The sequence below is a fragment of the Pseudemcibacter sp. genome (genome assembly GCF_965661635.1).
Taxonomy (GTDB): Bacteria; Pseudomonadota; Alphaproteobacteria; order Sphingomonadales; family Emcibacteraceae; genus Pseudemcibacter.
Genome location: NZ_CBFIEP010000016.1, coordinates 50,015 through 65,378, shown reverse-complemented (window position 1 = coordinate 65,378; position 15,364 = coordinate 50,015). Strand labels below are relative to the sequence as shown.

At 41.4% G+C, this 15,364-nt stretch carries 11 protein-coding genes; 8 read left to right on the top strand and 3 right to left on the bottom strand.

Annotated features, from left to right (window positions below):
- The first annotated feature begins 10 nt into the window (after nt 1–10).
- From ACTF6W_RS01220 to ACTF6W_RS01205, 4 genes are all read left to right on the top strand, one after another.
- Nucleotides 11–772 carry a dimethylarginine dimethylaminohydrolase family protein gene (locus ACTF6W_RS01220; protein ID WP_438992715.1) on the top strand — a complete coding sequence of 254 codons (762 nt, stop codon included), beginning with the start codon at nt 11–13 and terminating at the stop codon, nt 770–772.
- 90 nt (nt 773–862) lie between these two features.
- Nucleotides 863–2,305 (top strand): TolC family protein, encoded by a 1,443-nt coding sequence (locus ACTF6W_RS01215; RefSeq protein WP_438992714.1) that lies wholly within the window; start codon nt 863–865, stop codon nt 2,303–2,305.
- A complete protein-coding gene (locus ACTF6W_RS01210; protein ID WP_438992713.1) occupies nt 2,305–3,759 on the top strand; it encodes an efflux RND transporter periplasmic adaptor subunit in 1,455 nt (484 codons plus the stop codon). Before ACTF6W_RS01215 ends, ACTF6W_RS01210 begins: the two co-directional genes overlap by 1 nt.
- Nucleotides 3,759–6,917 carry an efflux RND transporter permease subunit gene (locus tag ACTF6W_RS01205; protein ID WP_438992712.1) on the top strand — a complete coding sequence of 1,053 codons (3,159 nt, stop codon included), beginning with the start codon at nt 3,759–3,761 and terminating at the stop codon, nt 6,915–6,917. Before ACTF6W_RS01210 ends, ACTF6W_RS01205 begins: the two co-directional genes overlap by 1 nt.
- Nucleotides 6,918–6,926: 9 nt before the next feature.
- Here ACTF6W_RS01205 and ACTF6W_RS01200 read toward each other — a convergent pair whose 3' ends face one another.
- A complete protein-coding gene (locus ACTF6W_RS01200) occupies nt 6,927–7,244 on the bottom strand; it encodes a 2Fe-2S iron-sulfur cluster-binding protein (protein WP_438992711.1) in 318 nt (105 codons plus the stop codon).
- Nucleotides 7,245–7,268: 24 nt separating this feature from the next.
- The gene (locus ACTF6W_RS01195; protein WP_438992710.1) at nt 7,269–7,751 is read right to left on the bottom strand and encodes an Lrp/AsnC ligand binding domain-containing protein; all 483 of its coding nucleotides are present in this window, start codon (nt 7,749–7,751) and stop codon (nt 7,269–7,271) included.
- Between the two features lie 300 nt (nt 7,752–8,051).
- On the opposite strand from ACTF6W_RS01195, the gene ACTF6W_RS01190 reads away from it, so the two are divergent.
- The 4 genes from ACTF6W_RS01190 to ACTF6W_RS01175 all read left to right on the top strand — a co-directional run bounded on the left by ACTF6W_RS01190 (nt 8,052) and on the right by ACTF6W_RS01175 (nt 14,541).
- Nucleotides 8,052–8,198 (top strand): hypothetical protein, encoded by a 147-nt coding sequence (locus tag ACTF6W_RS01190; protein ID WP_438992709.1) that lies wholly within the window; start codon nt 8,052–8,054, stop codon nt 8,196–8,198.
- Between the two features lie 57 nt (nt 8,199–8,255).
- Entirely contained in the window at nt 8,256–9,629 is a 1,374-nt protein-coding gene (locus ACTF6W_RS01185) for an L-serine ammonia-lyase (RefSeq protein ID WP_438992708.1), read from the top strand.
- A gap of 135 nt (nt 9,630–9,764) precedes the next feature.
- The gene (gene putA, locus ACTF6W_RS01180; RefSeq protein WP_438992707.1) at nt 9,765–12,944 is read left to right on the top strand and encodes a bifunctional proline dehydrogenase/L-glutamate gamma-semialdehyde dehydrogenase PutA; all 3,180 of its coding nucleotides are present in this window, start codon (nt 9,765–9,767) and stop codon (nt 12,942–12,944) included.
- Nucleotides 12,945–13,011: 67 nt separating this feature from the next.
- On the top strand, nt 13,012–14,541 hold the full coding sequence (locus ACTF6W_RS01175; protein WP_438992706.1) for a hypothetical protein: 1,530 nt from the start codon (nt 13,012–13,014) through the stop codon (nt 14,539–14,541).
- On the opposite strand, the gene ACTF6W_RS01170 is transcribed toward ACTF6W_RS01175, so the two are convergent.
- Nucleotides 14,542–15,357, bottom strand: coding sequence for a carbohydrate ABC transporter permease (locus ACTF6W_RS01170; protein ID WP_438992705.1), 816 nt, complete (start codon nt 15,355–15,357; stop codon nt 14,542–14,544).
- Nucleotides 15,358–15,364: the final 7 nt, after the last annotated feature.

Here is a 15,364-nt window from a genome sequence, read left to right as displayed (position 1 = left end):
GACAAATAAAATGTTTAAATATGCAATTGTTAGAAAACCAAGCCGTTCAATGATTGAAGGAATTTCCGAAGCAGAGCTAGGACTTCCTAATTATGATAACGCCATCAAACAACATGATGATTATATTGAAGCGTTGAAAGAATGCGGTCTTGAGGTCACTGAACTTCCTGCGGTTGAAGAATATCCGGATAGTTGTTTTGTTGAAGATCCGGCATTAATGACACCACATTGCGCTATTTTAACAAACCCTGGGGCGGAAAGTCGTCGCGGCGAAGTTGCTCATATCGCCGATGCGGTAAGGAAATTTTATGATAATGTAGAAGAAATAAAATCACCAGGGTTCGTTGAAGCTGGCGATATAATGATGGTTGGGGATCATTATTATATTGGATTATCAGAACGTACCAATCAGGAAGGAGCTGATCAAATGATCGCTATTCTTGAAAAATATGGCATGAGTGGGTCTGTAGTTGAAATGTCTGAGGTCCTCCATCTTAAAACGGGCCTAGGTTATCTTGAAGATAATAACTTAGTGGCATGTGGTGAATTTCTTACGAAGCCCGAATTTCAAAAATACAATATTATGGAAATTGATCAAAAAGATAGTTACTCAGCAAATAGTGTCTGGATAAATGGCACTGTGCTCGTACCAAAGGGCTTTGAAAGCACAGTAGATCTTATCAAAAATAAAGGATATAAAGTAAGAGAAGTAGACGTTTCTGAATATCAAAAGCTTGATGGCGGGTTAAGCTGTTTATCACTAAGATTCTAAAGATAAACAAAAAAATGATACAAAAAAGCAGGATTTTCGTATAAGGAGCGTATAAGGGAAAAGCGTAAATAATTATAAATTGGAGACACAATGGTTTTTAGGCGGAAAATCAAATCAGCCAGTATCATTGCTATTAGCAGCTTATTGCTAGCGAACTGTGCACCTCAACTAAATGTTGATGATCAGCTAGATGTTGTAGCGTTACCAGCAGAATGGCAAAGTCCGAATATGGAAACGGCTAAAGCAGAATTAGATTGGCTGGGTTCAGATGAGGTGGATGATCTGCCTGAAATCGTTATGAAAGCTCTTGCTAATAATCCAGATTTACGCATTTCCGCTAATCGCTTAAGAACCTCATTAGCGCAACAATCAATAACAGACGGCGCCCGAAGTATCCAGGGGGACATTCGTGTTGGTGCCTCAAGAAACGGTGATTTTGAAAGCGGCACTGCGGATAATCAAAGTTTCTCATTGCGCGGCGGTCTCGCTTGGGAAGCCGATATTTGGGGACGTTTAGCAAGCAATAGCGCGGCCGCGGAACAATCCGTTTTATCTTTTAAAAATGATCTTGAATATGCACGTATGTCACTTGTGACCAGAACGGCGCAGCGTTGGTTCGATGTCATTGAAGCCATACTACAAATAGAGCTTCTGGAGCAAAACTTAGAAAGACTAGTCAGAGCGCAAGACTTGGTTGGCAGTCGCTACTCAAGAGGTGTTGCAGATATATTAGATGTGCTTCAAATTGATACCAATGTGGCTACCGCACGTTCTAACCTTTCCAGTCAACGTCAAACAGTTATAGCGCGCATGCGTACGTTGGAAACTTTAATTGGGTCTTATCCAACTGGCCATGTACCACATATGGCTAAATTGCCACCTCTTGATAATCTCATAACACTTGGTATTCCAAGTAATCTATTAGAAAAACGTCCAGATATAATGGCCGCAAAAAATCGTGTGGTCGGCGCAAATTATGATCTAAACGCTGCTAAGAAAGCCTTATATCCGTCTTTAAATATATCAGGCAGCACTACGGCAAGCGGTAGTGAAATTGGCGATATTGTAGATATCAATGAATTAGTCTGGAGCGTCGTCGGTAACCTAGTGCAGCCAGTTTTTGATGGCTCGAGACGTCGTCAAACCGTTGTGATTAATGAAGTCGCGCTTGATAGTAGTATTGCGAGCTACCTAAGAACAGTCCTTGCTGCATATTCTGAAGCAGAAAATGCATTAACCGCTGAAGCAACTCTTGCCGAACAAGAAGAACATTTAACAATCGCGGTTGATCGCGCCGAGGCCAGTGAAGAAAGAGCGTTAGATCAATATAGTAAAGGTATCGTTGATATTTTATCACTCGTCAATGTGCAACGAAACCGTATTTCTGCCCAACAAAGTTTGCTTAGAGTTCAGCATAGAAGATTATTAAATCGTGCTGATCTACATCTAGCCCTCGGCGGAGAAAATCTTGAAGATTACATAAATCAAATGGCCAACGTAAATAATGCCGAAAATAGTCAAGGAAGTTTATAATGAAGAAGTCTAGTTCACAAATAATGATTGTTTTGGGTATTGCTGTCGTTACAGCAATTGGTTTTGCCGGTATGTATATTATGCGTCCAACAGCACCAGTTGAAAAACTTGAAGACCGCATTGAAAAACTTGAGGTTATCAATGCAAAACAGACAGATTATTTTCCAAGCATTAAAACACAGGCTGTTGTAGAAAGTAGATTTAATATCACACTGCAATCGCAAGTGCTTGGACAAATTGTTTATATTTCGCCCAAATTCTTAGCGGGCGGATATTTTGACACCGATGAAGTAATCTTAAAAATAGATCCTAGCGATTATGAGCTTGCACTAGCGCAGGCAGAAGTAAACGTCGCCCGCGCCGAACAAACATTAAGCTTTGAAAGCGAACAAGCGGACCTTGCTAAAAAAGACTGGGATAAATATGGCGTTGGTGAACCAACGGATCTGGTACTAAGAATACCGCAACTGAAAGAAGCTGAAGCGGGTCTTAGAGGAGCTCACGCCAACTATGAAGCCCAGCGTATCCGTCTTGAACGAACAGAAGTCAAAGCACCATACCCACTTATGATAGCAACAAAGCAAGTCGATTTAGGACAAATCGTTGGTAACAATCAGGCACTCGCGACCATTTTTGGGACAGAAGAAGCTGAAATTCGCATGCCACTTAGCCAAAAACAAATGGATTTATTAAGCGCAACTAAAGTCGGTATTCTAGAAGAAAGTGAATATCTTGACGTAAAGGTAAGAGATTTAACACGCGAAGGCGATATTGTATGGGATGCTAAGATTAAGCGAATTGAAAGCAATATTGACCGCATGAGCCGAGTTTATTTTGCTGTTGCGTCCATTGATGATCCAATGAATATTAAAACGGATAAAGCAACACCGCCTTTACTTCCTGGCGTTTTCGTTGATCTTGAAGTTATCGGTAAAAAAATTGAGAATGTTTACCGTGTTCCGGCAAAAGCGATGCGTGATGACAATAATATTTATTACTATGAAGATGAAAAACTTTTAACCAAACCTGTTGAAGTACTCGACCGTGATCAGGAAATTGTCACGATTATATCTGGCATTTCAAACGAAGACAAAATCGTTACCTCACCACCATTTTCATATGTTCCAGGTATGAAGTCGGCAATTGCCAGTATTGATGGTATTCCGGTAGCCGGCCCCGGTGGGCCAGGTGGTCGTCCAGGTGGCGGCGGAAGGCCAGCGGCTGCCCAGCCTGCTAGTAGTACAGCAGCGGCTGCAGCTGAAATGCCAGCAGCAGCTACCCAAGAAGCTAATGCGGAAGGCGGGCGTCCGAATTTTGCAAATATGACACCTGAACAGCGCCGCGCCGCAGTCGCAAACATGACACCTGAACAGCGACAAGCACTACAAGCGCGCCGCGCGGCAAGACAAGCCGCTGGTGGCGGTCAAGGTGGTCGACCACAAGGAGCTAACTGATGAAAAATATAATTGCTTGGTTTGCAGACAATCATGTCGCGGCTAATTTATTAATGGTTCTGATCATTGTGGGCGGCGTAGTGAGCATGCCGCTTTTAAGAACAGAAGTCTTTCCTGTTGTTGCGTCCGATGAAATTACTGTTGAAGTGAGTTATCTTGGCGCCGGCCCTCAAGAAGTAGAAGACAATATCACTATTCCGATCGAGGAAACTTTAAAAGGCGTCCCTAATATTCGAAAAATGTCTTCACGTTCATCACGTGGCGCTTCAACCGTTACTTTACAACTCGAACCCGGTGCTAATATTCAAATCGTGATGGATGAAGTACAGTCACGAATAGATGGAATTCGATCCTTCCCGCGTGATATTGAACCGCCCAGAGTGCGCCATAATATCCAAAATGATGATATTATTGATGTGATCGTTTCTGGTGATACGGATCAAAAAACATTGGCGCAAGTCGCCAGGCGCGTAAGAGCCGATTTACTAGCCTTGCCAGATGTAACACTAATCGATATTCGCGGAATGCCGCCGACAACCATTAGCATCGAGGTTTCAGAATTTGATCTTCGTCGTCTTGGTATTTCAATGGCTACTGTCGCCAACGCAATTAGTGCCAGTTCGGTCGACATTTCCGTAGGTTCCATTAGAACGGGAATGAGACCTTTACAAATTCGTGCCGAAGGCCGCGCCTATTATGCGGATGAATTTAAAGAAATCACCATTATGCAGCAATCTAATGGTACCCGGATTAAATTGGGTGATATCGCTGAAATTAAAGATGGTGTTAGCGAACGACCGTTCATATTCCGCTCAAAAGGGAAGCCATCGATTGTTATGGAAACGCAGCTGAGCCCAGGACAGGATGTGTTAAAGTTAACGACTGCCGTAAATGAATACCTTGAAACAGCACAACCCACTTTCCCACAAGGCATCACCGTTTCAACATGGCGCGACGATAGTGTTGAATTTTATCAGCGTCTTGAAATGCTGATCTCAAATAGTTTATCTGGGCTTGTTCTCGTGTTTGTATTATTGGTTCTTTTCCTGCGTCTTGATCTGGCACTATGGGTAACATTTGGTATTGCGATTGCCTTTAGTGGGTCATTTATGGTGATGAAATTACTGGATTTCTCGATTAATCAGATATCGCTCTTTGGGTTTTTGCTGGTGCTCGGGATCGTGGTCGACGATGCCATTGTGATCGGTGAAGGAATTCACGCGACCCAGCGGCGCGGTAAAAAAGGTCTTAAGGGGGCGATACATGGCGCTCAAAGCCTCTCATTACCAATTACTTTATCCGTTTTCACTACAATATTGGCAGTGGCACCCTTGCTTCTTTTTGTATCGGAAACAGGACAGCAAGCACGCGATATCGCGATTGTGGTCGCAGGGGCGCTTATTTTCTCACTTGTGGAATGCCTATTGATTTTGCCTAATCATTTATCGGGAACGAAACATTTTGAGCTTAAATATGATTGGTATCAAAAGTTTCTAAAATTCCAACGTAAAGTAGCCCAATGGTTGATTGATTTCTCGCGTTATAAGTATAAGCCATTTGTAGAAAAATGTTTGCGGGTTAAATACTTGACGGCTGCGATTTTCTTTTCCGTTTTGATATTGTTTACCACCGCTTATGTACTTGGGTTTATTCGATCGTCATTTAACCCTGAAATTCCAAGTAATATTCTTCGTTATTCTGTTGAGCTTTCCGAAACTGCTCCTGATGGAACGGGTGAACGCCTTCATGATGAAATGGTATCTGCAATTAGTGGGCCAGGCGGTATTGAAGAAGAATATGAAGCGAAAACAGGTTTAGCGCGAAATATTCTCTTTCCAAATTATAGCAGTTTTGCTTTTGGGAATCGTATTTTTATGTCTCTTGAAATGTCATCAGAAGCGATGGCGATTCTTGACGCGGAAGTGATAATGAATGAATGGCAGGAACGTGTCGGTGAAATTCCAGAAGCGGTTGAAGTGACGCTTCGAAATTCAAGGAACACTGGTCGCCGTGGCGGGGATTTGAGTTTCTTTGTTGCTGCAAGTAATGATGCTGATCTTGAGGCATCCGTAGAGCGTATTAAGCTTGAAATGCGCAATATTCAAGGACTGACGCAAATTTATGATAATCGTGATCAACAAAGTCAGGAACTGCGTTTGGCACTAAAACCAGAAGCGGAACATTATGGACTAACATTGGGTGCCTTAAGTGATCAAGTTCGACTTGGTTTCTTTGGTCGGATCGTGCAGCGTATACCGCGTGATGGTGAAACCATTGATATCCATGTGCGTTATCCATTAGAGGCACGTCAGGATATGAATGCATTACGCGAAATGTATATTCAAACGCCTGATGGTGGTGAAATACCGTTTAATCTGGTCGCAGAAATGGAATATGTACCTGTTTTGAATGCACCGGAACGGATTAACGGGCAAAATATTATTAAAGTTCAGGCACGCATGAATAAAAATATCGTGTCACCTTATGAAGCTTATAAATTTCTTGATGAAGGAATTTTCCAAGAAATGGAAGGTGAGATAAGCGGCTTTACTGTTATTCCTGACGGATCTGTAGAAGAACAAGCAATTTTCTTTGATGAAATAAGTTTTTATCTTTCACTTGTTTTGTTGGCAATATATGCGCTTCTTGCGATTGGTTTAAGGTCTTATGTCGAGCCACTCATCATTTTAACGGCAATTCCCTTTGGATTTGTAGGCGCGCTTATCGGCCATTTAATAATGGGCATGCCGGTTAGTCTCTATTCATTCTTGGGGCTTTTCGCAGCCGCGGGTGTTGTGGTGAATGATAATCTTGTACTGGTTGACTGTATCAAACGACTTAAGAAAGAAGGTATGAAATATACCGAGGCTATTGCCGAAGGTGGACGTATGCGTTTTCGTGCTATTATTCTGACATCTATTACCACGTTTGTTGGTTTGGTACCGATCATGCTTGAAACCAGTTATCAGGCGATATTTATCATTCCAATGGTTGTGTCTTTAACCTTTGGCGTGCTCTTTGCGACGATGATTACACTCGTGCTTGTGCCATGTCTTTATGATATTAAGGACACGGTCGCTGAAAAACTATCATTCTTAAGATCAACAGATGATAGAGGTGTCGGCGAAGAAAATGAAGAGGTCGGCGCTGCCGAATAATCGCTTTATTTAATCAGGATAGGGGATCTCTACGGTTATACCGTCGAGGTCCTCTTTCATAATAACCTGACAACTAAGTCGGCTTCCCATTTTACGACCATTTAAAAAATCAAGTAAGGCACTCTCGTCTTCATCGGCATAACCAACCTTATGAAGATCTGTTGGCTCAAAGATAATATGACAAGTGGCGCATGCGCAGGCGCCCCCACAATCAGCATCGATGCCATCGACATTATTTTTTACGGCGATTTCCATTAATGTATCGCCAACGGGGGCCTCTACAGTAAACTTTTCTTTTTCAGGGGAGATATAAGTAAATTTTGGCATTTTGATATTTTATTCCATTAACAGTTATTGACTTACATTAATTGCATTACTCGCTTTAATTTCTTCCATAACCACATACGTATGGGTATTTTTTATCCCGCCGATGGTTGATAATTTCTCGGCCAAGAACATTCTATAATGCTCCATATCACTGGTTCTGACCTTTATGAGATAATCGAAACCCCCTGCCACCATGTGGCATTCTTGAACCTCATCCATCGCAAGCACTTCTTTACTAAATGCATCAAATGCTTCTGTTGTGGTACGATCAAGTGAAACCTCTATAAAAGAAACAAGCGCGGCATTAAGCATTTTTGGATTTAAGATAGCGACATAATTCTTAATATAGCCTTCTTTTTCCAGCCTCTTAACACGTTCCAAGCAGGGTGTTGGACTTAAATGGATCATATCGGCAAGTTTTACATTGGATATGCGACCGTCTTTTTGCAATAGTTGCAAAATTTTTCGATCAATTTTGTCTAACTTTCTAATGGCGTTTTGTACCATGTAAAATCCCTTCGATATCGTTTTGGGGTATTTCTCTACATATTTCTATTCAATAAGACTCAAGACGTATAGAATCATAATAATACAATATTTTATGCTAATAAATTGCAAATAAACAGATATAAATATACCATAAATTTTAATGCTCCGAAATCAAGTGGAAATTATAAAATTCTTTGATTGACTTTGAGGGTTTAGGGGCGTAAATGCTGTGTGATTTTAAGGCATTATATTGCCACAATTATCGATAATACTGTGTTGTAGTAACAATTTAGTCAGTATCAAAGAACAGGTAAAACCATGAGCGAAGAAACTATTGAAGAGCTTGCCAAAAAACTGATCCGCCGCATGGGTCGCAGTCAAGCAATTGAAATATGTAAAGCGAATAAATGGTTAAGGGTATTAGAGCATATCAAGTCTCTTGATAAGAACGCTCAAAACGCATAAGCTGCGTTTCAGTATCTTTTTCAGTAAACTCCCTAGTGAAACGATAAGGGTGAGGGCATGTATTACAGCGTTTTCAACCTCTTTAAAATTGGTGTTGGGCCTTCAAGTTCCCATACAGTTGGCCCTATGGTCGCGGCCAATTTATTCCTGAAATCGATCAATAACATCAGTGATGTCGAATCCGTTAAAGTTGACGTATATGGCTCTCTTGCATTAACGGGTTTTGGCCACGCTACTGATAAAGCTTTACTGATGGGTCTAGAAGGCCAGGAGCCTGCAACAATTGACCCTGCAATTATTGACGGGCGGTGCGAGGAAATCAGAAATAGTAATCGTTTAAAACTTCTAGGTGATAATGAAATATCTTTCGTATTCAAAGATCACATGCTGTTTCACATGGAAGAACTGTTACCACATCACAGTAACGGACTAACTTTTTCAGCCTTTGATGGTAACGGAAAAATTATATCCAAAGACAATTATTATTCTGTTGGTGGCGGTGCCGTCATGAGCGAAGCAGATTTTGGCCGAAATACCCCTCCACCTGATGAAGTGCCTGTTCCTTATCCTTTTAATACCGGGCAAGATTTACTAGAGCTATGTGAAAAGCATGAAATGACAATAGCCGAGTTGATTATGGAGAACGAAAAAGCACTTTTATCTGAGGAAGAAATTCAAGCGGGTCTTGATAATATTCATGAGGCGATGGAATTCTCCATCAATCGGGGTTGCGCTAAATCTGGAACACTGCCCGGCTCTTTAAAAGTTGAACGCCGCGCTGCTAAAGTTTTAAATACCTTAAAAGAGACACAGGAAAAACAGTTGAGGGACCCATCCGTCATATTGGATTGGATTAATCTTTGGGCGCTGGCCGTTAACGAAGAAAATGCAGCAGGTGGCCGTGTGGTTACCGCACCCACAAATGGTGCCGCTGGAATTATTCCGGCCGTCTTAAGATATTATAACCGCTTCTATAATCATCGTGACGATAAACAGCCTATCTATGATTTTTTACTTACGGCAACGGCTATAGGCTCTCTTTATAAAAAGAATGCCTCTATTTCTGGTGCGGAAGTCGGATGTCAAGGTGAAGTAGGCGTTGCCTGTTCAATGGCCGCTGGCGGATTGGCCGCCGTTAAAGGAGGCACAGTCCTTCAAGTTGAAAATGCCGCTGAAATCGGTATGGAACATAACCTTGGTCTGACCTGTGACCCAATCGGTGGGCTTGTGCAAATTCCATGCATAGAAAGAAATGCAATGGGGGCCGTAAAAGCAATTGATGCGGCGCGTTTAGCACTTCATGGTGATGGTAAACATCATGTCTCGCTTGATAAGGTAATCGAAACAATGCGCCAAACCGGAAAAGACATGCAATCCAAATATAAAGAAACTTCCCAAGGCGGACTTGCCGTGAATGTTGTGGAATGCTAACAGCATAAAATTCTAAAAATTTATCAGTTTACTAGATTATATATCGGTATAAATTCTATAATAGTAGGACATTTGGCTACTATTGTGACTATATTCATGTGAATTACTTTTCATGATTAATAAGGAGTGTACGACATGTATTCTTTAAATGACCGTAAAAAGATCGAAACTTTATCACGTGAAGACATCAGATTAAGTCTGCGTCAAATGCTTCATGGTGACGAAGAAAAATGTATAGAAAACTTATTGCATGCGACGGAATTGACAGTCGCAGAGCGTAACCGTTTAGTGGAACGCGCCCGTGATTTCGTTGTGAAATCGCGTGACGAAAGTGATAATCAAGGAACAATGGATTACTTCTTACAAGAGTTTGACCTTTCCAATAAAGAGGGGGTTGCCCTTATGTGTCTTGCTGAATCGCTTCTAAGAGTACCAGATGGGGCCACAGCAGATAAATTAATCTCAGAAAAAATTAAAGCCGGCCGCTGGTCCGACCACAAAGGCAGTTCAGAGAGCACTTTTGTAAATGCTTCCACATGGGGATTAATGCTTACGGGTGAATTTGTTGATCTAAGTGATGTACGTGGTAATTCTGATAACTGGTTTAAAACTTTTGTCAAAAAAGCAGGCGAACCAGTCGTACGTACTGCGATTATGCAAGCCATGCGAATTATGGGAGGACAATATGTTCTTGGACGTACTATTGATGAAGCCATTAGTCGCGGCATAAAAGAAAATAAACCGGGTACTCGTTTCTCATTTGATATGCTTGGTGAAGGGGCACGCACACTTGCAGATGCTGACCGATATTTCGAGGCTTATAAAAAAGCAATACTTGAAATTGGTAAACAAGAAACCAAAGACAATTGCTATGAAGCAAATGGAATTTCAGTGAAATTCTCGGCTCTACATCCAAGATATGAAATGGGACACCGTGATGTGGTTATGGACTTTATGGTTCCCCGTATCATTGAACTTGCGGCGCTTGCCAAAGAAAACGGTCTTGGCTTTACTATTGATGCTGAAGAAGCAGACCGTCTTGATTTGTCACTTGATATTTTTGAAGTGCTGGCAACTGATCAATCGCTTCAAAATTGGGATGGTCTTGGTCTTGTTGTACAAGCCTATCAAAAACGTGCTCCATATGTAATTGATTGGCTAACAACGTTGGGTCGTTACCTTGGTCGCAAATTTATGGTCCGTCTTGTAAAAGGGGCGTACTGGGATAGCGAAATTAAACACGCCCAAGAAGCAGGTCTATCGGATTATCCAGTTTATACAAGAAAACCTTCAACTGATTTATCTTATCAGGTTTGTGCTGAAAGATTAATGGCAGCGCGTGACGTGTTTTATCCGCAATTTGCCACTCATAATGCTTATTCAGTCTCTCTTATCGTTGAACTTGTGAAAAAATGGGACATTGGTGCGTCTGAATTTGAATTCCAACGGTTACATGGTATGGGCCACCTGCTGTATGATATGGTGAAAGAGAACACTGATGTTGATTTTAATATTCGGGTGTATGCTCCTGTTGGTGCTCATAAAGATTTGCTGCCTTATTTGGTACGCCGTTTACTTGAAAATGGTGCAAACAGTTCCTTCGTCAATCGCTTCATGGATAAAGATGTTTCTGTAGAAGAACTCATGCAAGATACCATAAAGATGGTTGAAGAAAAATCACCAAAACGCCACAGTATGATACCGTTACCTGCAGATATATTAAGTTATTCAAAACGGGAAAAAGTAGACCGTAAAAATGCGGCTGGTTTTGAACTCACGGATCCTTTGGAAATTGATCGTTTGAATGAAAACTTATCTATTAATTATGATCTAAAGGCGGGCCCAATAGTTAGCGGTGAATTGAAATGGGCAAATATAGAAGATGTGTATAACCCGACAACTAGTGAAGTGATGGGTAAAGTATCAATTGCCGGTGATGATGATATTGAACGCGCCTTAAATGCAAGTGCTAAAGCTCAAAAATCATGGAATGCTTTGGGTGGCACAGCACGTGCAAAAATATTAAATCAGGCCGCTGATGAACTTGAAAATAAAACGCATTATTTTATGAGCATCGTCGCAAATGAAGCCGGCCGAACATTAATGGATGGCCTTTCCGAAGTGCGTGAAGCCGTTGATTTCTTGCGTTATTATGCGGGGCAGGCAATTGAAAATTTCGAAGACAGTATTCTTTTGCCAGGACCAACCGGTGAACGTAATGAATTATTCCTTCAAGGACGGGGCACCTTCCTTTGCATAAGCCCGTGGAATTTCCCTCTTGCGATATTCCTTGGTCAAGTCTCTGCGGCACTCGCCGCTGGAAATGCGGTGATTGCAAAACCTGCGGAACAAACACCGATTGTCGCCGCGGAAGCCGTGAAAATTTTACATGAAGCTGGTGTGCCTGTAGATGTTCTGCATTTAATGACAGGTGATGGTGCAACTGTTGGTGCAAAACTTGTGGCAGATGAACGCATTGACGGCGTTTGTTTCACGGGTTCGACCGAAACAGCGAAAATCATTAATCGATCTCTAGCGGGACGTGATGGCGCGATTGCGACTTTAATAGCCGAAACGGGTGGGCAAAATGTCATGATCGTGGATAGCACGGCACTTCCTGAGCAGGTTGTCGATGACGCAATTTCATCTGCATTTCAATCTGCAGGTCAGCGCTGTTCTGCCTTACGCGTATTATATATTCAAGATGACGTCGCCGATACAATTATCCCAATGTTAAAAGGGGCGATGGACTGCCTATCATTAGGACATCCGACAAATTTGAAAACGGATGTGGGTCCAGTGATTGATCAAGACGCACGAAAACTTCTTGATGATCATGTTGCCTATATGGAAAAAGAAGGCACTTTACTTCATAAACTTGATGCGCCAGTTGACTATGCAAACGGGACCTTTTTTGCCCCGCGTCTTTATGAAATAAAGTCGCTTGATCAACTAAAAAAAGAAGTATTTGGGCCTGTCCTTCATGTGATTAGGTACAAGGCATCAAAACTGGATGATATTTTAGCGCAAATTCAAAATACCGGCTTTGGGTTAACCCTTGGTGTTCATAGTCGTATTGAAGAAAGCGCCGACTATATTTTCCGAAATCTAGATATTGGAAATACGTATGTTAACCGCAATATTGTTGGTGCGGTGGTTGGTGTACAACCATTTGGTGGGCAAGGATTATCTGGTACTGGACCAAAAGCAGGCGGACCAAGATATCTTTACCGTTTTGCCACAGAAAAAACTTTGACCATTAATACGGTCGCCACTGGCGGTAATACTGAATTATTCGCAATGGAAGAAGAATAAAGAGTTTGATGACGCTTTAAAATTAGTATGCTAAAAATAATGATAAAAACAATATTTGAGGGTGATCATGAAATCTAGTAAATGGCATATTGATAAAATATTTGGATGCGCGGCAAGTTTATTTATATTGGTCTCTTGTTCTGAGCAGGATCTCGCCAATATAAAACTTGCTGCGCATCTTAAAAAATATGATCAAGCCCACCAAATCATCCTCGACCGCAATTATCGATCAAATAATCCAATCTCTCGTGAAGAATGGGAAGAACTTTTAAAGGTTGACGCTTCTGATGAATTCACCGAAATTGAACTGGGCCTTCTGCAAGAAAATCAGCTCATGATCATTGAAGCAAATAAGCAGGCGGCAATAAAAAAATCCGCTATTGATCTTAACCCTCTGCGTGCTGATCCCGCAGCCTTGGCCGAATTCTGTGTAAGTATCCCAAAAGGGGGCATGCTTCATGTTCACCCATACGGATTATTCACCCGTGAAGTCGTTATGGACATTTTAACGGAATATAATCCACCTATTGACCCTGAGTATTTTATCAGCACAGTGAAGAATCAAGGGCAGGTGCTATATGATCATGAAATAGAAGCTCTGAGAACGTTACCTACGGCCACGAAATTTCTTGATTTAACAGACGCTGATCAAAGTTTATTTCTTGATTTCTTCCTTTTGCCTGTCGACCCGGTATCACATGATTTTACGCGGTTTGATGCGATATTCGCTTTTGTCATATGGATGGTAGAAGATGATTTCTTAGACGCGAAAATGGAAAAACTATATTTAGATTTCTTAAATCGCGCATCCGGTCTAGGTATTAGCTATATCGAATTTACAAATGGTTTTCCCCCTGAAGTGGCGAGCATCGAAAAACTGGATGCGTGGTCCGAAAAATTCTTGGATGAAACGGGTGTGGTCGTCCGTTGGAATTTAGGGCAACTGCGGTTTTTACCAGGTGAAATGAACGCGACTATGATGCGCGCTTGGAATGATCTCTTACTTGAACATCCGTCTACGAGCATTGTAGGAACTGATTTATATGCTATTGAACGTGGAAACCCCGCTTTGGAAAAGGCCCAACAAGCATACGGGTTTATAAGTGGGTATAACAGTGAACACGATGAATATCCGATTGAAATGACAATGCATGCAGGTGAAATGGGTGATCCAAGAAATGTTAGGGATGCTTTGATTATGGGCGTTTCTCGTGTGGGACACGGTGTTCTTTTAAAAGATGATTTGATCATGCTTGAATATGCGCGTAATAAACAAATCGGTATTGAAATGAATATAAACAGCAATCATCAATTAAGCGTGCATGATAAAAATGCTGAACCTCACCCGTTTTTAGGCTTTTTGCGCCTTGGCATTCCCGTAAGCTTATCAACCGATAATGACGGTATTTTTGATACTAACATTTCAAAAGAATGTATCGCCGCCGTTAGCACCACTGATGTAAGTTATGCGGAATTACAACAAATGAGCTTCAATAGCATTTCAACAAGTTTTGCAAATGCTAAATATAAAGATATTTTGACCAATCGCTTACGTCAAAGTTTCACTTTGTTTGAACAAGAATATTTGAGCCGTTAGCTATCCTTTTAAAGCGCCGGCGGTTAAGCCTTGGACAATAAATTTCTGGATATAGGAAAAAAATATACAAACAGGTATAAGCGCGAGGATCATGGCGGCTGCCATTTGTCCCCAATCGACCGAAAATTTTGTGACAAAATTCATAATTCCAGCGGGAAATGTCATTTGTGATTGGCGATTAATGAACATTAATGCAAATAAAAGCTCTGACCATGCTGCCGTGAAAACAAAACCTAACGTTGCGCCTATTCCGGGTAAACAAAGTGGTAATGTAACCTTTTCCAACGCTTGAAAACGGGTATAGCCATCAATCATTGCCGCTTCTTCAAGCTCGACGGGGCTTCCATCAAAGAAAGACTGCATTAAAAAGCATGCAAAAGGTAAATTAAAAGCCGTATAAACAAGAACAAGTCCAGCGATATGATCTACCAGATTGATGTAGGTCAGCACATTATAAATAGGCGCTATGATCATGACGATTGGAAACATTTGTGTAATCAAAAGTATGGTCATAATGGCTGTGCGCCCTTTAAAGGAAAACCGTGATAAACCATATCCTGCTAGACATGCTATTACGGTAACCATCGCCGCTGTGGAAAAAGAAACGATAAAACTATTTAAAAAATAATCTGGGATACTACCTTCAACTAAAACTGAATAATAATGCTGAAAAGTTATTTCACTTGGCCATGCGGTAATGCCTTCCGAAAAAAGCAATCGGTCAGGGGTCAGCGAAATTTTTAGCATCCATAGAACAGGGAAGAGGGTAAAAATAAGAAAACCCATGATAAAGGCATATTTTGATTTATTAAGCATTAATACC